This is a genomic window from Serratia sp. szju, from assembly GCF_044594185.1.
GTDB lineage: Bacteria > Pseudomonadota > Gammaproteobacteria > Enterobacterales > Enterobacteriaceae > Serratia > Serratia bockelmannii.
In genome coordinates, this window is the sequence record NZ_CP172576.1 from 1,145,095 (window position 1) to 1,166,287 (window position 21,193).

Below are 21,193 nucleotides of genomic sequence, written 5' to 3' on the forward strand. Positions count from 1 at the left end.
AACCAACTCAAGGTGATTTTATTGCACCGCGTTTATTTCAACGGATGTGCTTTCGTAAAGCAATAGTTAGCTGATATTCTACCACACTATGAGCAAAACACACTTGACCGAACAGAAGTTTTCCGACTTCGCCCTGCACCCGTTAGTCCTTGAAGCCCTTGAGAAAAAAGGGTTTCACAATTGCACGCCTATCCAGGCGTTAGCATTGCCGCTCACGCTCTCCGGGCGTGACGTTGCAGGTCAGGCGCAAACCGGTACCGGAAAGACGCTGGCGTTTTTGGCGTCTACTTTTCACTATTTGCTGACTCACCCGGCGAAACAGGATCGCCAGACCAATCAGCCGCGCGCCTTGATCATGGCGCCTACGCGTGAACTGGCGGTGCAAATCCACTCCGATGCTGAAGCGCTCTCCCAGAGCACCGGCCTCAAACTGGGCCTGGCCTACGGCGGCGACGGCTACGACAAACAGCTGAAAGTGCTGGAAAGCGGCGTGGACATTCTGATTGGCACCACCGGCCGTTTAATCGATTACACCAAGCAGAACTATGTCGATCTCGGCGCGATGCAGGTTGTCGTGCTGGATGAAGCCGATCGCATGTACGATCTTGGCTTTATCAAAGACATCCGTTGGCTGTTCCGCCGTATGCCTACGGCCGATCAACGCCTGAACATGCTGTTCTCCGCTACCCTGTCCTATCGCGTACGCGAATTGGCCTTCGAGCAGATGAACAACGCCGAATATGTTGAAGTGGAACCGGAACAGAAAACCGGCCACCGCATTAAAGAAGAGCTGTTCTACCCGTCCAACGAAGAAAAAATGCGTCTGCTGCAGACGCTGATCGAAGAAGAGTGGCCGGATCGCGCCATCATCTTCGCCAACACCAAGCACCGCTGCGAAGACATCTGGGGCCATCTGGCCGCCGACGGTCACCGCGTCGGCCTGCTGACCGGTGACGTGGCGCAGAAAAAACGCCTGCGCATCCTCGACGATTTCACCAAGGGCAACCTGGATATCCTGGTCGCCACCGACGTCGCCGCGCGCGGTCTGCACATTCCCGCCGTCACGCACGTCTTCAACTACGATCTGCCTGACGACTGCGAAGACTACGTGCACCGCATCGGCCGTACCGGCCGAGCAGGCGCCAGCGGCCACTCCATCAGCCTGGCGTGTGAAGAGTACGCGCTCAACCTGCCGGCGATCGAGACCTATATCGACCACAGCATTCCGGTGAGCAAGTACAACAGCGATGCGCTGCTGACCGATCTGCCGGCGCCGAAGCGCCTGTCGCGTCCGCGCGGCGGCAACGGCCCACGTCGCAACTCCGCGCCTCGTCGCGGCGGCGCGCCGCGCAGCAACCGTAAACGCCCGAGCTGATCGCCATGCTCAGCTCCAGCACGCTTTATGCTGCCATCGACCTCGGCTCCAACAGCTTCCACATGTTGGTGGTGCGCGAGGTGGCCGGCAGCATTCAGACTCTGGCGCGGATCAAGCGCAAGGTGCGCCTGGCGGCCGGGCTGGATCAGCACAATCACCTGTCGCATGAGGCCATGCAGCGCGGCTGGCAGTGTCTGCGGCTGTTCTCCGAACGCCTGCAGGACATTCCGCGCGAGCAGATCCGCGTCGTCGCCACCGCCACGCTGCGCCTGGCGTCCAACGCCGATGAGTTCCTGCAGGTCGCCGAGCAAATCCTCGGCTGCCCGGTGCAGGTGATCAGCGGCGAAGAAGAGGCACGGCTGATTTATCACGGCGTCGCGCACACCACCGGCGGGCCGGATCAGCGGCTGGTCGTCGACATCGGCGGCGGCAGCACCGAACTGGTCACCGGCACCGGCGCACAGGCATCGCAGCTGTATAGCCTGTCGATGGGCTGCGTTACCTGGCTGGAGCGCTACTTCAGCGACCGCAACCTCGGGCAAGAAAACTTCGAGCGCGCCGAACAGGCCGCGCGCGAAATGGTGCGGCCGATCGCACCGCAGCTGCGCCAGCAAGGTTGGCAGATCTGCGTCGGCGCTTCCGGCACCGTGCAAGCGCTGCAGGAGATCATGGTGGCGCAAGGCATGGATGAACGCATCACCCTGCCCAAGCTGCGCCAGTTGAAACAGCGTGCCATTCAGTGCGGCAAGCTGGAAGAGTTGGAGATCGAAGGGTTGACGCTGGAGCGCGCGCTGGTCTTCCCGAGCGGCTTGTCCATTCTGCTGGCCATTTTCCAGGAGCTCGGCATCGAGAGCATGATGCTGGCCGGCGGAGCGCTGCGTGAAGGCCTGGTTTACGGCATGCTGCATCTGCCGGTGGAGCAGGATATTCGCATCCGCACCATCCGCAACCTGCAGCGCCGTTACCTGATCGATACCGAGCAGGCCGAACGCGTGAGCCAGCTCGCCGCCAATTTCTCGCAGCAGGTCGCCAACGAATGGCAGTTGGACGCACGATGTCGCGAGCTATTGCACAGTGCCAGCCTGATCCACGAACTCGGCCTCAGCGTCGATTTCAAGCAGGCGCCGCAACACGCCGCCTACCTGATCCGCCACCTGGACTTACCCGGCTTTACCCCGGCGCAGAAAAAACTGCTGGCCACCCTGCTGCAAAACCAGAGCAACCCTCTCGACCTGTCGCTGTTGAACCAGCAAAACGCCCTGCCGCCGCGCACCGCGCAGCGTCTGTGCCGCATTTTGCGCCTGGCGATCATCTTCGCCAGCCGCCGCCGCGATGACACGCTGCCGGCGGTGCGTTTACGCGCCAATCAGGACGATGAACTGACGGTGATTTTGCCGCCGGGGTGGCTGGAACAGCATCCGCTGCGCGCCGAGGCGCTGGAGCAGGAAAGCCACTGGCAGAGCTACGTCCACTGGACGCTGCGGTTGGAAGAACAACGTTGAAATGACCAGGGCGCGATGAGCGCCCTGTCTTTTTAATTCCCGCCTTTGGCCTTGGCCAGCTGGGCGCGGATATTGGCCAGATGGCTCTGCCCTTTCTGCATCCGCTCCTGCGGGCTCACCACTTTGCGCTCGGTTTCCCACGCCAAATCGTCCTGCGGCAACTCCAGCAGGAAGCGGCTCGGCTCCGGCCGCACCAGCTCACCGTACTGACGGCGCTCGCGGCACAGGGTGAAGATCAGCTCTTTTTGCGCGCGGGTGATCCCCACATAGGCCAGACGCCGCTCTTCGTCGACATTGTCTTCGTCAATGCTGCTCTGGTGCGGCAGCAGGCCCTCTTCCATGCCCACCAGGAACACGTAAGGGAACTCCAGCCCCTTGGAGGCGTGCAGCGTCATCAGCTGTACCTGATCCAGTTCTTCTTCGCTTTCGCCGCGCTCCATCATGTCGCGCAGGGTGAAGCGCGTCACCACCTGGGTCAGCGTCATCGGCTCGTCCAAATCGTTGCCTTCCAGCATCTCCGTCATCCAACCGAACAGCGTGTTGACGTTCTTCATCCGCATTTCGGCGGCCTTCGGGCTGGTCGAGGTTTCAAACAGCCAGCTTTCATAATCCACGCCGCGGATCAGATCGCGCACCGCCGCCACCGGCTCACGCTCCGCCTGTTGAGCGATGCCGCCCAGCCAATGGGTGAAGCGCTGCAACGATTCCAGCCCGCGCCCGGTCAAGTGCTGGCTCAGCCCCAGATCGAAACTGGCGTGGAATAAACTCTTGTTGCGCTGGTTGGCCCATTCGCCGAGCTTCTGCAGCGTCGCCGGGCCGATCTCGCGCTTGGGGGTATTGACGATGCGCAGGAAGGCGCTGTCGTCCTCCGGGTTGGTCAGCACGCGCAGGTAGGCCAGCAGATCCTTGATCTCGGGACGCGAGAAGAACGAGGTGCCGCCGGAAATCTTGTACGGAATGCGGTTCTGCATCAGCATCTTTTCAAACACCCGCGACTGGTGGTTGCCGCGGTACAGGATCGCATAGTCGCCGTAGTTGGTCTTTTTCACGAAGTGGTGGGCGATCAGCTCCCCCACCACCCGCTCGGCTTCGTGCTCCTCGTTGTTGGCGGTCACCACTTTCAGCTCTTCGCCATACCCCAGCTCGGAAAACAGCCGTTTTTCAAACACGTGCGGGTTATTGGCGATCAGGATATTGGCCGCCTTCAGAATGCGCTCGCTGGAACGGTAGTTTTGCTCCAGTTTGATCACCTGCAGCGCCGGGAAATCCTCCTTCAGCAGCACCAGGTTCTGCGGCCGCGCGCCGCGCCAGGAGTAGATCGACTGGTCATCGTCACCCACCACGGTAAAGCGCGCGCGGTTGCCCACTAACAGCTTCACCAGCTCGTACTGGCTGGTGTTGGTATCCTGGTATTCATCCACCAGCAGGTAGCGGATGCGCTGCTGCCAGCGTTCGCGCACCTCTTCGTTGCGTTGCAACAGCAGCGTTGGCAACAGGATCAGGTCGTCGAAGTCCAGCACGTTGCACGCCCGCATATGGGCGTGGTACAGGCCGTAGCAGTGGGCGAACAGCTTGTCGCGCTCCGAGCGCGCCAGCTCCGCCGCCCGCTGGGGATCGATCAGGTCGTTTTTCCAGTTGGAGATGGCCGAAATCAGCTGCGCCACCAGCGTTTTATCGCTTTCCAGCCACTTTTCGGTCAGCTCTTTCAACAGCGCCAGCTGATCCTGGTCGTCGAACAGCGAGAAGTTGGATTTCATCCCCAACGCCACGTATTCCCGCTTGATGATCTCCAGCCCCAGGGTATGGAAGGTGGAAATCATCAGCCCGCGCGCCTCTTTGCGCCCCAGGGTTTGCGACACGCGCTCTTTCATCTCGCGCGCGGCCTTGTTGGTAAAGGTCACGGCGGCGATGTGCCGCGCCTGGTAGCCGCAGTGGTGGATCAGGTGGGCTATCTTGTTGGTGATAACGCGCGTCTTGCCGGAACCGGCACCGGCCAACACCAGGCAGGGCCCGGTAACGAATTCGACGGCTTGTTGTTGGCTGGGGTTTAATCGCATGGTGCTGGCTTGCTCGGCTGTAAAACGTGGAAGGGAATTGTAGCAGAAAGCGCCGACGAGATTTAGCGGGTATAATCAGCGCAATTTTCGCATCGACAAAGGCAATACCATGGCAAAAACGGCGTGCGCCCTGCACATTCTGGTAGACAATGAAAAGCTGGCCAACGAGCTGCTGGCCAAGCTGAAGCGCGGCGTCAGCTTCGACACGCTGGCGCGCAAATACTCGAGCTGCCCGTCAAAACGCAACGGCGGCTCGCTGGGCGAGTTCAACAAAGGCGCGATGGTGCCGGCGTTCGATAAAGCGGTGTTCAGCATCCCGCTGCTCAAACCTTACGGCCCGGTCAAAACCCAGTTCGGTTACCACATCATCAAGGTGCTGTACCGCAACTGAGGGGGCCTGAGTCCCCCTGCGGCGAATTACTGCGCGCTGGCGTCCGTCGCCGGCGCTGCCACCGCGGCGTCGGCCGGCTTGGCTTCTTCCGTCACCACCGCCGGCGCCGGCATCATGATGCCGTCATAGGTTTCCTGCAGCTGCTTCATGCTCATTTCCGGCTCGCCCTTCGGCTGCATCAGCACTAGCGTCGCCTCCTGAGAAAGCTGCAGCTTCAGCGCCTGATTCAGCGTCTCCAGCGTCAGGCTGGACAGGAACTCCTGGCGCAGCTTCTGATACAGCTCCGGCGCGATATCCACCACCCCGCTCTGTTGCGAGCGCAGACGCTGGCTCATCAGCACATCGGTGTCGGTACGGGCGTAGGTCGCGAACAGCTTGCTCAGCTGATCGTTTTTCTGCGCCAGCAGCGCATCGAATTCTTCTTTCGACAGGCCGTTGTCACGCACGTTGGCCAGCTCGCGGGCAATAAAGCCCAGGCTGCCGTTCAGATTGTTGTTCGGCGTATCCAGATGAATGGCGCACTGCCCTCGTTGATACTGCACGCGGCAGTCAAAGCCCAGATGCAGGCTCTTCTGTTCGCTTTTTTCCAGCGTCTGCTGGAGATGCCAGAACAGCGCCTCGCGGGCGAGATCGCCACGCCAGTAACGAAGCAGGCTCTGCGAATCGCGAATCGGGTGCCACGGCGAATCCCACATGATCGACAGCGTATCCTGTTTCACCTGCTCGCTGATCAGGCTCACCGGCTGCTGCGGCAGCGGTGTCAGCGTCGGCATCGGGGCCGGGGTTTCACGTTTGCCTTGCAGCGGCGAGAACGCCTTGTTGATCTGCTCGCCCAGGCTGCGGCTGTCAACCTTGCCGACCACGAACAGCGTCATGGCATCCGGGGTATACCACTGTTGGTAGAATTTCTTCAGCTGCTCGAGGTTGACCGGCCGTTTTGCCGGCTGCGCCGGATCGTGCGCCAGCAGCGTCGAGCCTTTCAGGCGGTAACGCCACCAGACGTCTTGGGTATTAGGCGGGAAAGTGCCGACCGGATTGATGCTGGAATTCATCACCGCATGCACCGTATGCTCGTCGATCGCCAATTTGCCGGTGGTATCCGCCAGCCAGGCCAGCGCTTCTTTCAGCAGGTCGGGCCGGTTGTTCGGCAGGCTGAGGTTATACATGGTGAAATCATACGAGATGATAGCCGGCGGCAGCGGCCGCTCGTTGTCCACGCTCTGCTGCCACAGGGCGCGCAGCTGCGGGGCCGTGAAGCTTTCGCTACGCGCCAACGCCAGCCGCGGCAGCAGATGAGCAAAGCCGGTCTGCTGCGAAGACTCCACCAAAGAGCCGGTATTGACGATCAACCGCAGTTCAACGCGGTCACTCGGCCGCTGCGGCGTATCGAGAATCTGCCATGAAAACCCGTTGGCCAACGCCCCCTGCTGCCAGGCAGGGTCGGGTTGTAGTGCTTCAGCCTGCACGCTGCTACTGGCTGCAGCCAATAGCAACCCACCAACTATAAGATGAATTCTGGTGCCCTGCATGTGAACCCCTACTTAATGACTATCCAATTTCTTATGCAAATGCGTGTATTCCATTCAATGGAATCATAAAAATACGCCCTGAGTTTCACGGTGGGGCGGAAAGCAGAAAGTGTACCACCGTGTTAGACCGCGCGCCTTTGCGGATGTCACTCATTAGAGTGAAAAATAATGGATTGCGGGGTTTTTAATGCAAAAAATCGTTACGAGGCAGGGGAAGAACCTCACCGGCCGCGGATGCGGCCGGTGATTTACCGCCGATATCAGGCGGAAGGCAGCGTTTTGTCCGCGCCGGTGTTTTTGTTGTTCAGCGTGTCTTTCAGCTGTTTTTCATCCAGCTGGTTACACCATTTTGCCACCACCACGGTCGCCACCCCGTTGCCCACCAAGTTGGTCAACGCACGGGCTTCCGACATGAAGCGGTCGATGCCGAGGATCAGCGCCAGGCCGGCCAGCGGCAGATGGCCGACGGCGGAGATGGTGGCGGCCAACACGATAAAGCCGCTGCCGGTGACACCCGCCGCCCCTTTGGAGGAAAGCAGCAGCACCACCAGCAGGGTAATCTGATGCATGATGTCCATGTGGGTATTGGTCGCCTGCGCGATAAACACCGCGGCCATGGTCAGGTAGATAGAGGTGCCGTCCAGGTTGAAGGAGTACCCGGTCGGAATAACCAGACCCACCACTGATTTCTTGCAGCCCAGCTTCTCCATTTTATCCAGCATGCGCGGCAGCGCGGATTCGGACGACGAGGTCCCCAGCACGATCAGCAGCTCTTCTTTGATGTAGTTGACGAATTTGAAGATGCTGAAGCCGTTGGCGCGGGCGATGCTGCCCAACACCACCACCACGAACAGGATGCAGGTGATATAGAAGCACACGATCAGTTGGCCGAGTTGCACCAGGGTGCCGACACCGTATTTACCGATGGTAAACGCCATAGCGCCGAAGGCCCCCAGCGGCGCCAGGCGCATGATCATGTTGATGATGCCGAAAATCACCCGCGAGAAGCTGTCTATCACGTTGTAGATCAGCTGCCCTTTGTCGCCCAGACGATGCAGGGCGAAGCCGAACAGTACCGCGAACAGCAGCACCTGAAGAATGTTGCCGCTGGCGAACGCGCCGATCACGCTGCCGGGGATGATGTCCAGCAGGAACGGAATGATGCCCTGCTGCTGTGCCTGCTCGGCGTAGACCGCCACCGCCTTGGCGTCCAGCGTGCCGGGATCGACGTTCATGCCGGCGCCCGGTTGCACCAGGTTGACGATCACCAGACCGATAATCAGCGCGATGGTGCTGACGATTTCAAAATACAGCAGCGCGATGGCGCCGGTGCGCCCCACCGCCTTCATGCTTTCCATGCCGGCGATGCCGGTCACCACGGTGCAGAAGATCACCGGTGCGATGATCATCTTGATCAGTTTGACGAAGCCATCGCCCAGAGGTTTCATCTCGGCGCCGAGGTCAGGGTAGAAATGGCCAAGCAGGATACCCAGCGTGATCGCCGTCAGTACCTGAAAATAGAGGCTCTTAAAGATCGTTGTTTTCATATGAACATCCTATGGGGGGAAGACACGCACCAGGCAGCAGTCTAAAAATCCAGCCTGTTCATTGCTTGCGCGGAAAATAACACCCACTTAACAACATGGAAATAATTTGTTGCACCCGCCCCTGAGGGTTGATGTGAATTTAAGAGCTGAAACGCGTCAGTCGAGGTGCAAAGCTGAAAATTGCGTAAGCCTTTGTTTGCACTAACGCAAAAGAGGTAGATAAAGAATAGCGATTTTCGGACGGGGAAAAGTACCGGAAAGGTCACGCGGCGCTCACGGCGCCGCGCGGCAAAACTCGGCTTCGAACGCTTCGCGCGGCAGCGGCCGGGCGAACAGGAATCCTTGCCCGCTGCGAATGCCGTGCTGCAGCAGCCAGTCGCGCTGCCCGGCGTTTTCCACGCCTTCGGCCATCACCGGTAACGCCAGCACTTCGGAGATCGAACTGACGATACGCGCCATCGCATCGTCGGCCGGCAGCCCCTGAATGAAGCTGCGGTCGATTTTGATCAAATCGATCGGCAGGGATTTCAACCGGTTCAGATACTCCAGGCTGGAGTAGCCCATGCCGAAGTCATCTAGCGCGATAGACAATCCCAGATCGTGCAGCTCACGCAGCAGCGCCAGCGCGTGGTCGAGATCGTCGATGCGTACTGTCTCGGTGATCTCCAGCAGCAGCTTGCGCGGATCGATCCGATACTGCGCCAGCAGGTTTTTCAGATGCGGAACAAACGCCTCATGTTGCATCTGAATACCGGAAACGTTGACCGCCAGCGGCAGCGCAATGCCGCGTTGCTGCCAGTCCGCCAGGATGCGGCAGGACTCTTCCAACACCCAGTTGCCGAGAGGCACGATCACACCCAGCTCTTCCGCCAGCGGGATAACGTCGGCCGGCAGGGTATAGCTGCCGTCATACTGCTGCCAACGCAGCAGCGCTTCGGCGCCGATCACCTCGTTGGACTGCATGTCGATCTGCGGCTGCAGGAACAGCGTGAAATGCCGCTGCTCGATGCCGTGCAAGATCTCGCTCTCCTGGGTCAACCGCTTCTGCGTGCGTTCCGTCAGGCTGGGCTCGAAGAACAGGATCTGATTTTTTCCTTCGCGGTGTGCGGACATCATCGCCGAGGTGGCGCTGCGCAGCAGCTGTTCCGCACTCTCCCCCTGATTGAGGTAGTGCGCGATGCCGATACTGGCGTTGGGCCGCAGCGCCAAACCTTCCAGCGTCAACGGCGCGTTGATCTCCGCCATGATACGCCGCGCCAGCTGCATGGCGTGGAACGGCCGCTCGATACCCTTGGCCAGAATGGCGAATTCGGTATTGCTCAGCTGTGCCAGCACGCCGTTTTCGTCGATGCAGCCGCGCAGCTTCTTCGCCAACGCCAGCAGCAACGCTTCACGCATCGCCGGGCTCATCACGCCAGACGCTTCATGCAGCGTCTCGATGCCGATCACCAACAGGTTAAAACGCTCGGGGCGCAGGCTGGAGGCGATATGCTGTTCCAGCAACGCGTTCAGCAACGCCGGATTTGGCAATTCGGTCACCGGGTGGCGGGTGCTCAGGCGGCTCATGTCGGCATGCGCCTTGGCCAACGTCTGTTGATTGCGGTTGTAGTTGCGCACCAGCAGGCCGAGCTCGTCGTCCTGGTGCAGCGCCGGCAGCATCAGTTGGTGATAGGGCGCTTCGTCCTGCGAGATGTTCTCCAGCTCTTTGGCCATCGCGCGCAGCGGGTGCACCATCAACCGGTTCATGCACCAGGTGATGGCCACCGACAGGATCAGCGCCAGCAGCAGGTAGGTCGACAGCATGGTCGACAAAATGCTGAGGATAAACTGGTACATGCGGAACGAATCGGCCTGCAGCACCAGATAGGCCAGCGGCTGCTGGTTGGCCGGCACCCGTTCCAGCGAATAGAGCGGCACGGAAATTTGGATAGGCAGTTCAAACAGCCGGGCGATCAGCGTCGGCACCGGCCGCTCCGGCGGGAAATTGGCGTGCAGCGCCTGAAACTCGTTCGGCAAGACGATATCCGCCCGGCTGAGAATGCCGACCGGCAACAGGGTGTTCAGCACCCTTTTGGCTTCCGGCACGTCCATCCGCAGCACCGCTTCCGCCAGCGGCTGGCGCACGGAGTGAGCGATATTCTCCAGTTGCTGGGCGTAGTCATCCCTGCGCTGCTGCACAAAGTGGAATAACTGGATCACGATAAAGATGCAGATCGTGACCAGCGCCACGCCGGACACTGTCGCCATCTGCTTAATCGTTAACGAACGCCTGACCCGCAAACCTGCTCTCCGTGAAATCGGGCTAAAACAAAAAGGGGGCTGACTCTCACCCGCCCCCTCGAACCGGGCTGAGTATACTCGATCATCGGCTGTTTTTATCTGGCTATGCCGCAGGCAAAACCAAGAAAATCGCGGGTTTCAGTCTTTTCCTAAAGCGAACAAACACGACCCGGACACAGGGTAACAAAACTCCCCGGCGTCCGACACTCCGAATCTTTCCCCTTCCGACTACTTAAAGTCGGCGTAAGGCGTCAGCGGCTGCGGCGGCAAATCGAGATCCCCCTGCCAGCCGGCCAGGGAATAGCGCAGATAAATCAACGCGTGGCTCGGCGTATAGTCCTTCGCCTGTTGAATGTCGATGCCGGCGCCGAGCGTCCAGTGCGAACTGAGACGGCGTTCGACGATTGCCCGCAGGGTATAACCGACGCCGCTCGCGGAGCTGCCGTCCTCGACGGCGAACTTATCGGGCAACGAATCCGGGATCAGCCCCTGCAGTGGATAACGGCGCTGGCTGTCGGTTTTAGAATGGGACAGCGAAACCGAACCGCCCAGCTCCCACGACCAGTTCTCGGTGCGCTGACGGTAGTTGACCGGCAGCGACAGAGACAGATATTGCTGCGGGCTGTAATAGCCGCCCTGCCCCAGCGAATAACCACTCAAATCCTTCTGGTAATGCCACAGCATGGTATTGAGCCCGACGCTCAGGCGGCGATTGTCTTCGTTGATCAGCTTGTAGTAGTAACCGGCCATCAACCGCTGCCGCTGGTTGTCCGCCACATTCTTGCCGGTAATCTGGTGCGCGCTGAGATCGGCCCACACGCCGTTCGCCTCGCCGCGATCGTAGCTGGCGCTCAGGCTGACGCCGGTGGCGCGCACGCCACCCCAGGTGGTACCGGTGTTCGGATCTTTGGCACCGCCGAACGCCAGCAGCGAGCTGGAGATCGGCCGCCGCGAGGCCGCCAGCGTCCAACCGATGTGGTTCCAGTCGCCGCTGTAGGCCAGGCCGCCGGTCCAGTCGACCACCTCAAAGCCCATCGGCGTCGTGCCGATATCAGCGGCCCAGCGATCGTTTTTCCAACCGGCCGCCACGCTGGTGCCGGTGGTTTTCTGGTGTTCATCGCCGCGGCACCCTTGCGTGTGGCAGGTGCCGAAGGTTTCGTAGTATTTGCCGCTGCCGTCGGTCGAGAAGCGGCCGGCATCCAGCTGCACGGTGTCGGTGCGCAAGAAGGCGCGCCCGTCATACAGCGGCATGTCCACCTGCAGCATGGTGTCGTGCGCATTGAAATCGGAAATGCCGCCGGTGCCGCTCGAGCGCCAGTAATCGTGATCGAGCGTGACGTTCACGTCCTGCTGCCGATACAAATCAGCGGCATCGGAGCGGATGCCGCGTTTCAGCCAGTCGTCGCCCGCGTTATTGCGCGTCAAATAAGTGTAGCTGTCATTATCCTGCGGCAGCGTCGGCGTGATGCCGCCGGCCACCATCGCCTGCCGGAAATCCTGCTGCGCCCGCTCAGGCTGTTGCTGAGCCCGCTCCAGACGGGCGGCGTCACGGTAGATCAGCGCCTTGGTCTGCCCGACGGGTTCTGAAGCCGCCGCCGTTTTCAGCCGGCCGAAGAGCGCGTCGGCCTGCTGCGCATCGCCGACCGCACTCCAGGCGTTGGCAACCCGCCGTTGGCTGTTGAGCGAAGCGTCTTGCGGCTGCGGTTCGGTTTTCAGCCGCTGGCGCGCCGCGTCAAGATCTCCCTGCGCCACATAGGCTTCGATCTCGCCCAGCTGCGCATCCGGATTGTTCGGTTCACGCCGTTTCACCCGCTGATAGTCGTCCAGCGCCGCCGCATACTCCCCGCGCGCCAGCGCCCAGTCGGCGAGCAGCAAATCGATGCGCGTGTCCGCCGGCTGCCGGCGCAGATAGGCTTCCGCCGCCGGTTCGTCACCGGCCGCCCGCAGCCCTTCAGCATGCGCGATCGTCGCCTGCATTTTCAGCCGCTGCGCCAGTTCGCGCATGTTGTCGTTCCACTGCGCCGCCGGCAGCGTATTGAGCTGCGCCAGCGCCTGCCTGTCGCGATCGCTGCCGGAAAGATAGAGCGCATAGGCGTAGGTCAGCTGCGGATTGGCGTGCTGGCGCTGCGCCAGCTGCCGGAACAGAGCGTCCGCCTGCTGCGGCTGCCCAGCCTGACGCAGCGCCTGCGCGTAGCGATAGGTCAGCCAGACATCGTCGGGATCCATCGCCTGGGCGCGGCGATAAATTTCCACCGCCTGTTGCCACTGTTGCTGCTGCGCCAGCGTCTCCGCCTGCTGTTTCAACATGTCGAGCCGCAGCCCGTCGAAGGTGCTGCGCAGCTTGGCCTGTTGGCTGCGCGGCAGGCCGCTGAGGTAGGCCAACGCTTTTTCCGGCGACTGCCGTTGATAGATATTCACCAGGCCGCGCAGCGCGCTGCCGTTGCCGGGATCGCGTCGCAGCGCCTGCTGATAAAACCCTTCCGCCGCGGCGTCATCCTCGCTCGCCACCGCCACATCGCCCAGGCCGATAAACGCATCGCCGTCGCTGTCGTCGAGCTGGCGCGCCTGCTGATATTTCTGCCGGGCCAGCGCGAGATTGCCTGCCTTGAGCGCTTTGTCGCCCTCGTCGATCGCCAGCCAGTAGCCGGTGCTCTTGATCAGGCTTTGCCATTTGCCGCTGCCGTAGCCATTCTTGTCGGCGGCCAGCGCCTGGCGAAACAGCTTCAGCGCCTGCGGGCGGTTACCGGCGCGCGAATAGGCCTGGCCGAGCGCGCCCAGCACCTCGGCGTCGTTCGGCGCTGCCGCCAGCGCCTTTTGCAACGCCGGAATGGCCGCCCGGCTGCCACCTTTATCCACCTGCGCCAGGCCGCGCACCCGCGCCTGATAAGCCGGATCGGCCAACAGTTTCTGCTGTCTGGCCAGCTCTTCACGGGCGCGGGTCGCCTGATCGCCGGTATCGAACACGCCGAGGAAGCGGTTGAGCGCCGCCACGCTTTGCGCGTTGACCGGCATCGCTTTGACCTTGTCCAGCCACAGATCGGCGGCATCGCCGCGCCCGGCCGGATCGGCGGCGATCTTCTGCAGCAGTTCATAGGCCTGCGCGTCCTGATTCTGACTGAACAGCATGCGCGCCAGCGACATGCGCAGCGCCACGTTGCCGGAATATTGCTGGTCCAGCGCCTGCAACTGCTTTAACGCCTTCGCCTCCTGCCCCGGCAAACGCGCCACCAGCCGCCAATACTCCACCGCCAGATCGAGCGTCGGCGGCTCGCCGTGGAACAGCGCATCGTACTGCGCCTTGGCCTCCGGCAGCCGGCCGGCGGTCGCCATCAGGCGGGCCTGCTGCAGCTTTTGCCGGGTTTCCGGCTGGGTCAGCAGCATGTTCATTTGCGCCTGGCGATAGGCGCTGGACTGCGGCGCGAGGGTTTTCAGCTTGTCCAACTGCTGTTGCGCCAGCGCCATGTTGCCCTGCCGCAGCGCCAAACGCATACGCGCGGCGATCACGTCCGGGTTATTCGGATCCATCAGCTCGAGCCGGTACAGCGACTGGCGCACCAGATCGTCCTTGTTGCCGGCCTCGCCAATGCGCACCTGCTCCAGCAGCCACTGCTCCGGGGCCACGGCCTCCGCGGCGCGCGCCTGCGGCAGCATCGCCAGGCTCAGCGGAATCAAATTCAGCCAGTTTATTTTGAAGTTGTGCATTGGCCGTCCCACGAGGGTTGCAATTCACCCTGACGATTAAAGCGATAACGTTGTTGATCCCACCCCTGACCGAACAGCGTCAGCGAGGCGCTGAAATAAGCGTCGTCACCCGGCGGATGTTCGCTGATGCGTTGCCGCTGTGTCGCCAGCGCCTCGGCCTGCGTCGCCAACATCGGCAGCATTGAGGCGGAAAAGCCGACCGGGCCGTCACCGGTGGTTTTGCCGCTGGCGGTATCGGTTTTCTCCGGCGGCACACCCTGTTTGGCGGTGAGCTGCGCCATCGGCTGGAAGCGTGCGAGCAGCGCCGCCTTATGCTCATCGTCGTCCGCCAGCATGCCGGCCCACAGATAGACCCGAATCGCGTCGTAGCTGCCGACGTTCGGCTTGACGGTATCCGGCTGCCAGCCGGTGCCGACTCGCCACACCACCCAGTCCGGTGAGAAGCCGTGCGGCGCGGTGTCCAGCCACAGCCGCTGATTGACCTGGCGCATCGCGCGCCACGGGCCGTTCAGCGCCGCAAAACGCGCCAGCAGCTGCGGCGGCAGGTAGCTGGGGTTCAGCCGCCAGCGATCTTCCGCCACAAACCCGACTTTGCCCGGCAGCAACATCAGGCCCAGGCCGGGGATGTCGGCCACTTCCTCGCGGCCGATGCGTTGCAGCAGCAGCGTTCCCAGGGTTTGATAACGCCGGCTTTTCCACAGGCGGCCGGCTTCGAGCAGGTTATAAGCGATCCACAGATCGGCATCTGACGCCGAGTTGGCGTCCAGCACCTTCCACTGCTTGTCGTCGCTCTCGCCCCACAGCCAGGCGGGCAAACGGGCGCTGAGATCGCCCGCCGCCAGGTTGTTCTCCGTCCAGGCCAACAGCCGATCGAAGGTCGGCCGGTCGTTGGCCACCAGAGCGAAGAACAGGCCGTAACTCTGTCCCTCGGAGGTGGTGATCTTGTTCGGACTGCTCGGATCGATCACCCGCCCCTGCGGGCTGATGTAGAATTGCTTGTACTGTTGCCAACCCGGCCACTCGCAGGCCGCCGCCGCGCTGAACGCACACAGCAGCAGCATGCCGAGCGACAGGCGTTGCAGCATCGCGCTCACCGCCGTCAATCCCGATCTTCAGGCGCCAGACGACGCCGGCTGAAGGCCTTCAGGCCGCGCCACAGCATCAGCCCCAGGATCACCACCAGCACCACCGCGATCACCGCCAGCAGGACCGGATGGGTGGAGAGGGCATACCACAGCCGCTCCCACCACGGCAGGTGGCCGACATAGTAAATATCGCCGACGCGCAGGCTGTTGACCCCTGATTCGCGGATCACCGCCACCGAACCAAACACCGCGGCGCGCTTGCCGCTGTCCAGCAGGGCATTGTTGAGCAGCTCATAGCCGCGCGGGCTGTCCGCCAACAGCGCCACGATGCTGCGCTGGTCGTTGAACGGCGACTGTACGCCGATGATCGCCGACATTGCGCCCTCGGAGCTGACGGTGGTCTTGCTGTCCGGCTTGGTGTCCTCTGCCAGCACTTCCGCACTCGGCAGCGGCGGCTGCCGCGTCGGCTGTTTCACCCAGCTTTGGGTCGCGTCCACCAGCAGACTGATTTTCTTGTCGTCGCGCAGCGCCGGCGGAATGGTGCCGACCATCAGGATGTCGTCGTCGCGATCCTTGGCCTGCGACCAGTCGTCGCTCAGCGTGAAGGCCAGCGCCGGATAACCGGTTTGCGCGCCGATCACACCCAGCGCGTTCAGCAGCGCGCTGACCTGCGCCGGCTGCGGTTTCTGGTTCACCAACACCAGCGTTTGCGACAGATCCGCCAGGCGGCTGAATGGGAAGCCGGCGTTGGCGAAGGCGCGCAGGTCCGGCATCGCCATAAAGTGGCGGTAGCCGGAGAAATCGATGGTAGACGCACCGTCGATCACCGCATGGTTTTGCGTGAAGGAATAGGTTTCGCAGCGCCCTTCCGCGCCGCTGGCCAGCAGCGTGGTGTAGTCAAAGTCAAAACGCAGCTGGTTGGTAGCCCCCAGCCGCAGCGCCGGGATATTGACGTTCTTGTCGGAGTCGAGCAGCCCCTGCGTCAACGGCAGGCGCAGCAGCTGCGCGCCCTGTTCGTGTTCCGGCACCAGCGAGTACGCCTGCACGAACTGGTTGTTCAGGCTGACGCTCAGCCGCGAACCGTCCTGAATGCGCGGCGCGGTATAGCGGTATTTCAGGTGCATATCGATGCCGGTGCTGCGGATCAGGAACAGGTCCGGCGGCAGGTTCATGGTCAGCGAAATCGGGCCAGGCTCGATGCCGCTGGTTTGCAGCTGTTCGGCATATTGCTGCAGCTCGGCGAAGGTCATCGGCCGATCGGTGCGCACCCAGTTCGGCGCGTCGTAAGGCTGGCGCGGCGCGAGCTGTTCCACCTTGTCCACCGTCACGTTCTGGCCGCGGAACAGAATGTTGCCCTGCGCGATGCCCTTCACCGCGGTGATCAAATCGTTGTCGTCACGCCCCTGAATCAACAGCAGTTTGACGTACGGATTGTCGGGGTGGCTGATCATCTCCACCGTCGGGCCGTTGACCGCCGGATAATCGCGCAGGAAATCCGGGCGCTGCGAGTTGGTGGCGAACACCACCGCGTGCTGCGTCGGCAGCGCGTTGTACAGCGTCGGGAAGGATTGCCCGCGCCACTGCGCCTTGCTGCCGAACCAGGAGGCCAGAATACCCGCCGCGCGCTGCTGGGTGAGGTCAGGCTGGCCGGCGAACACCATCGGCAGCGTCAGCGGCCGATTGTCACGGCTGTCGAAGAACGGCTCAGGGAAGTGCGACAGCTCGTTTTTCACCGGCAGCGTCTGGAAACGCAGCTTCAGCGCGCTGGACTTGCTGACGTCGAGCCACAGCGAGGTGCTGGCCGGGTTTTCGCAGATGTTCTGATAATGACCGACGAACACCAGCCGGACGCGGTTAAAATCGGTGATATAGCGCGGATCGATCACCATCTGGATGCGATTGGGCTTGCCCAGTTGCTCTTTGGCGAGGGTAGTTACGCCCATCAGTTCGTCGTTCAGATAGACCTTGACGTGCGACTCCACCGGGATCAGCGCCGGTGACGGCGTAAACTCCATATCGAGCATCGCCTGCGAGACCACCTCATCGCTGCGCACGCCGAATTCGATCTGTCCGTCCGGCCGGGTGCCGCGCAGAACAAAGGTGCCCGGCGGCGGCGCTATCTGCGCAAACGACAGCGATACGTCGCGCACCGGCGCATTCGGATCCTGCGGTGCGGTGGCCAGCGGTGGCGCGGTCGCCGTATCGGCCGCCGCGGCGATCGGCGGCTGGGCCGCCACGGTCGGCGCGGTGGCGGTTTCGGCCTGCGACAGGGTACTGATGCCTAAGGCCAGAGCAGTTAACCAGGTTATTTTTCGCGTCATCGTATCATCATCAATGTTGGAGCCTGTTCACCGGGCGAGTGAGCGGGCGGTTGAACTCGCAGCTAACCCACTGTTTCTTGTTGACCCAAGGTCGGATCCCTGCCGACGCCGCGCGGAATAAACGACACGACCCAGGCGGTCAGCGACGTGACCCCGACCAGCAAACCGCGCACCAGCGGCGGCGCGTAGTCCGCCATGCGCACATAGCCCCGGAAGCCCAGCGCCAGCACGTCGCGCAGGCTTTCGATCGGCCGGTCTTCAGGGAACCCGTCCTGCCACAGCGCCCAGGTATCGGCGCGGGCGAAGGTGCACTGAATGAAATCGATGTGTTCACGGGTAGAGAGACTGACCAGACGCACCCCCACCTTGTTGCCGAAGGCGCGCGTCACCACGCAGGGGAAGCTGTACTCCTGCTGGCCACGCTTGAGCAGCAGCGAGGCTTTGTCGCCGTCTTTCAACGCGTTTTCCACTCGCATCTCAATGCCCACGCCGCCGTCGGAGTAATCGCGCAGCGTGCAGGGGTAGAGGTGGCCGTCGGCACGCGCGATCGCCGCCGGCATGGCGATCTCCACGCGGTGCGCCTGACGCACCTGCTTGGCCTCTACCGCCACCGCCACCGCGCCGCCGAGAATGGTCATGTTGTACAGCACCCACACTAGGCTGATGATCACCGTCATCACCTCGTCCGTCGGGCCATAGGCCAGCCGCCAGGCGCCGAACGCCAGCCCGGCCAGGTTAAGGATCACCAGGAACATATAAGGTCGGGTGATCACCCAGTCTACGTGCTCCTCCTCCACCAGCCCGCCCTTGGCGGTGACGTTGAATTTGCCCTTGTGCGGATTGAACAGCGCCACCGTGGTCGGCCGCGCGATATACCAGGCCAGCACCGTTTCATAGATTTCGCTCCAGAACGAATGGCGGTATTTCCCCTGGATACGCGAGTTGGTCAGGCTGGCGTGGATCATGTGTGGCAGCACATAAAGCGCGATCGCCAGCGCCGGCGCGAAGATGATGTAGGCATGCAGCAGCAAAAACGCCAGCGGTGCGGTGAGGAAGATCAGCCGCGGAATGCCCGACAGGAAGTGCAGCATGGCGTTGGCGTAGCACAGGCGCTGCGCCAGTTTCAGCCCCTTGCCCAGCAGCGGGTTGTCGAGCCGGAAGATCTGCACCATGCCGCGCGCCCAGCGAATGCGCTGGCCGATGTGCGCCGACAGGCTTTCGGTCGCCAGCCCGGCAGCCTGCGGAATGCGGATATAGGCCGAGGTATGCCCGCGCCGGTGCAAACGCAGCGAGGTGTGGGCGTCTTCGGTGACGGTTTCCACCGCGATGCCGCCGATCTCGTCCAGCGCGCTGCGGCGCAAGATGGCACAAGAGCCGCAGAAGAAGGTGGCGTCCCACATGTCGTTGCCGTCCTGCACCAGCCCGTAGAACAAGGTGCCCTCGTTGGGCGTCTGGCGGAAACGCCCCAGGTTGCGCTCGAACGGATCCGGCGAGAAGAAGTGGTGCGGGGTCTGCAGCATCGCCAGCTTTTTGTCTTTGAAGAACCAGCCCATGGTCAGCTGCAGGAAAGAGCGCGTCGGCACGTGGTCGCAGTCGAAAATCGCCACGAACTCGCCGGTGGCCTGCTTCAACGCGTTGTTGATGTTGCCGGCCTTGGCATGTTCGTGGGTCGGCCTGGCGATGTATTTCACCCCCACTTCGGCGGCGAACGCACGGAATTCGGGGCGATTACCGTCATCAAGGATATAGATATTCACCTTTTCCTTCGGCCAGTCGATGCCCAGCGCCGCATAGACGGTCGGCTTCACCACCCCGAGGTCCTCATTGTAAGTCGGCACCATCAAATCGATGGTTGGCCAGGTCGCGCTGTCAGCGGGCAACGGCACCGGCTGGCGATTAAGCGGCCAGATAGTCTGGAAATAGCCCAGCACCAGCACCACCCAGGCGTAGGTTTCCGCCACCAACAGCAACAGGCCGCACACCAGGCTAAGTGGATCGTCCCAGTTCAGCGTGGCGGTATAGCGCCACCACAGGTAACGGCAGGAGACGGTCAGCGACAGCACGATCAGCATCAGCGCAGGCAAGCGCCCCGGCACCCGGCGCACCACCATCGCGATCCCCCACAGCAGCACGACGAACACGAATTGCGCCGACAGATCGAACGGTTGCGAGATGCACAGCATGGCGAGGATCGCCGCCAGCACGCCGACCAGAATAAACAGCGCGCGTCGCATGCCACGGTTCATGCGGCCGAGGCGCTCTACCGAACGCTGTTCCACGCCGGCGTTTTTCAGCCGCTGCGGCAGGCCCTGCAGCCAATCGGCGTAGCGCTGCTGCAGCCGACGCCACCCAGCGAAATAGTCACGCTGCACTGGCGCGCGGCCGCTGCGGAACAGCAGTAGCCACAGGCCCTGCAGCAGATAGCGCAGCGCATCCGCCGGGCGTGGGCGTTCGGCGGACAGATGCGGGAACCAGTAAGCGCGGCCGGTACGCACACGCTGCCAGGCCGGTGATTCAAAGCGCAGCAGCATCCACCCCAGCGCCACCAGCAACGTGGCAAAAAACGCGGTCAGCGCCGACGCGCCGTTGCGGCGATAGCCGCGGTAGCGCGCCTGCACCGCCTGACGCACCGGCGGCACCAGCAGCAGGCTCAGCACCCGGCTCATGGCGCAACACCCCGTTTGAGGTTGATCAGGCACCAGTTGGCCAGCGTCAGCACTTCATCCGCCGCCAGACTCTCGGGGCGGTATTCGCCCAGCGGCTGTTTGACCGCCAGCGCTTCCGCCAGCGCTTCATCGCGGTGGATCACCACCGGCAACAGACCGCTCAGGGTTTGCAGCCACAGCTGATGCAAATCCTGCTGCAGCTGGCTGGCGGAGGAGTAGTGATTGACCAGGAACCGGCAGTCGTTCGGCAGCGTCTGCTGATGGAGCCGTACCTGGCAGTTGGCGTCGGGGTTCAACAGCATGAACACGCTGTCGGCTAGCTGCAGCGCCTGCTGCGCCAGAGCGCCGTCCCCGATCGGAACATCCAATAGGATCCAGCGCTGCGGATCGCCGGCGCTCAGTTGGCGCAGGTTGTCGCGCCAGCGTTCGGGCAGCTGCTGACACTGACGCTGCACTTCCAGCCGTTCCGCCGCATTCAGGCGGCCAAACGGCAGAAAATCGAGGTTTTCACAATAACGCAGCGCGCCTTCCTGCCAACCGCCGCCGTCCTGCTCCGCGCGGGCCCAGCCGCGTGCCAGTTCGAACGGCGTGTTGAAATGCAAGCGCAGCAGATTATCCGGCGTGAAATCGATCGCCAACACCGACTCACCCAGCTGCTGCAACGCCCAGGCGAGCGCCGCCGTGACCGACGTCGTCCCCATCCCACCCCGCAGCCCTTGCAGCGCGATCACCGGCATA

12 protein-coding genes are annotated in these 21,193 nt (G+C 62.3%); 3 read left to right on the top strand and 9 right to left on the bottom strand.

What is annotated here, in order from left to right; all coding sequences use genetic code 11:
• The first annotated feature begins 88 nt into the window (after window positions 1-88).
• Window positions 89-1,375 carry an ATP-dependent RNA helicase RhlB gene (gene rhlB / locus RE418_RS05505; RefSeq protein WP_025304853.1) on the top strand — a complete coding sequence of 429 codons (1,287 nt, stop codon included), beginning with the start codon at window positions 89-91 and terminating at the stop codon, window positions 1,373-1,375.
• 5 nt (window positions 1,376-1,380) lie between these two features.
• Complete coding sequence (gene ppx / locus RE418_RS05510; protein ID WP_043142260.1) at window positions 1,381-2,877, top strand: exopolyphosphatase; 1,497 nt, start codon at window positions 1,381-1,383, stop codon at window positions 2,875-2,877.
• A 32-nt stretch (window positions 2,878-2,909) separates the two neighbouring features.
• Here the strand turns inward: ppx and rep are convergent, their stop codons facing one another.
• A complete protein-coding gene (gene rep, locus RE418_RS05515; RefSeq protein ID WP_025304851.1) occupies window positions 2,910-4,934 on the bottom strand; it encodes a DNA helicase Rep in 2,025 nt (674 codons plus the stop codon).
• Between the two features lie 109 nt (window positions 4,935-5,043).
• On the opposite strand from rep, the gene ppiC reads away from it, so the two are divergent.
• Window positions 5,044-5,325 carry a peptidylprolyl isomerase PpiC gene (gene ppiC, locus RE418_RS05520; protein WP_004934175.1) on the top strand — a complete coding sequence of 94 codons (282 nt, stop codon included), beginning with the start codon at window positions 5,044-5,046 and terminating at the stop codon, window positions 5,323-5,325.
• 26 nt (window positions 5,326-5,351) lie between these two features.
• Here ppiC and RE418_RS05525 read toward each other — a convergent pair whose 3' ends face one another.
• The 8 genes from RE418_RS05525 to bcsQ all read right to left on the bottom strand — a co-directional run bounded on the left by RE418_RS05525 (window position 5,352) and on the right by bcsQ (window position 21,192).
• Complete coding sequence (locus tag RE418_RS05525; RefSeq protein WP_025304850.1) at window positions 5,352-6,854, bottom strand: pitrilysin family protein; 1,503 nt, start codon at window positions 6,852-6,854, stop codon at window positions 5,352-5,354.
• A gap of 260 nt (window positions 6,855-7,114) precedes the next feature.
• Window positions 7,115-8,401, bottom strand: coding sequence for a dicarboxylate/amino acid:cation symporter (locus tag RE418_RS05530; RefSeq protein WP_016929514.1), 1,287 nt, complete (start codon window positions 8,399-8,401; stop codon window positions 7,115-7,117).
• Window positions 8,402-8,674: 273 nt separating this feature from the next.
• On the bottom strand, window positions 8,675-10,681 hold the full coding sequence (hmsP, locus tag RE418_RS05535; RefSeq protein WP_025304849.1) for a biofilm formation regulator HmsP: 2,007 nt from the start codon (window positions 10,679-10,681) through the stop codon (window positions 8,675-8,677).
• A 228-nt stretch (window positions 10,682-10,909) separates the two neighbouring features.
• Window positions 10,910-14,383, bottom strand: coding sequence for a cellulose synthase complex outer membrane protein BcsC (gene bcsC / locus RE418_RS05540; RefSeq protein WP_399675917.1), 3,474 nt, complete (start codon window positions 14,381-14,383; stop codon window positions 10,910-10,912).
• Window positions 14,365-15,477: a cellulose synthase complex periplasmic endoglucanase BcsZ gene (gene bcsZ, locus RE418_RS05545; protein ID WP_080433042.1), complete on the bottom strand. Its 1,113-nt coding sequence runs from the start codon at window positions 15,475-15,477 to the stop codon at window positions 14,365-14,367. Before bcsZ ends, bcsC begins: the two co-directional genes overlap by 19 nt.
• Window positions 15,478-15,482: 5 nt before the next feature.
• Window positions 15,483-17,789: a cellulose biosynthesis cyclic di-GMP-binding regulatory protein BcsB gene (gene bcsB / locus RE418_RS05550; protein ID WP_089181522.1), complete on the bottom strand. Its 2,307-nt coding sequence runs from the start codon at window positions 17,787-17,789 to the stop codon at window positions 15,483-15,485.
• Between the two features lie 62 nt (window positions 17,790-17,851).
• Entirely contained in the window at window positions 17,852-20,455 is a 2,604-nt protein-coding gene (bcsA, locus tag RE418_RS05555) for a UDP-forming cellulose synthase catalytic subunit (RefSeq protein WP_060434820.1), read from the bottom strand.
• Window positions 20,452-21,192 carry a cellulose biosynthesis protein BcsQ gene (bcsQ, locus tag RE418_RS05560; RefSeq protein WP_025304844.1) on the bottom strand — a complete coding sequence of 247 codons (741 nt, stop codon included), beginning with the start codon at window positions 21,190-21,192 and terminating at the stop codon, window positions 20,452-20,454. Before bcsQ ends, bcsA begins: the two co-directional genes overlap by 4 nt.
• Window position 21,193: the final 1 nt, after the last annotated feature.

Excerpts from the sequence above, each read along its gene's own strand:
- rhlB (WP_025304853.1), top strand. The coding sequence starts at position 89 with ATGAGCAAAACACACTTGACCGAACAGAAGTTTTCCGACTTCGCCCTG.
- ppx (WP_043142260.1), top strand. The coding sequence starts at position 1,381 with ATGCTCAGCTCCAGCACGCTTTATGCTGCCATCGACCTCGGCTCCAAC.
- rep (WP_025304851.1), bottom strand. The coding sequence starts at position 4,934 with ATGCGATTAAACCCCAGCCAACAACAAGCCGTCGAATTCGTTACCGGG.
- ppiC (WP_004934175.1), top strand. The coding sequence starts at position 5,044 with ATGGCAAAAACGGCGTGCGCCCTGCACATTCTGGTAGACAATGAAAAG.
- RE418_RS05525 (WP_025304850.1), bottom strand. The coding sequence starts at position 6,854 with ATGCAGGGCACCAGAATTCATCTTATAGTTGGTGGGTTGCTATTGGCT.
- RE418_RS05530 (WP_016929514.1), bottom strand. The coding sequence starts at position 8,401 with ATGAAAACAACGATCTTTAAGAGCCTCTATTTTCAGGTACTGACGGCG.
- bcsC (WP_399675917.1), bottom strand. The coding sequence starts at position 14,383 with ATGCACAACTTCAAAATAAACTGGCTGAATTTGATTCCGCTGAGCCTG.
- bcsB (WP_089181522.1), bottom strand. The coding sequence starts at position 17,789 with ATGACGCGAAAAATAACCTGGTTAACTGCTCTGGCCTTAGGCATCAGT.
- bcsA (WP_060434820.1), bottom strand. The coding sequence starts at position 20,455 with ATGAGCCGGGTGCTGAGCCTGCTGCTGGTGCCGCCGGTGCGTCAGGCG.
- bcsQ (WP_025304844.1), bottom strand. The coding sequence starts at position 21,192 with ATGCCGGTGATCGCGCTGCAAGGGCTGCGGGGTGGGATGGGGACGACG.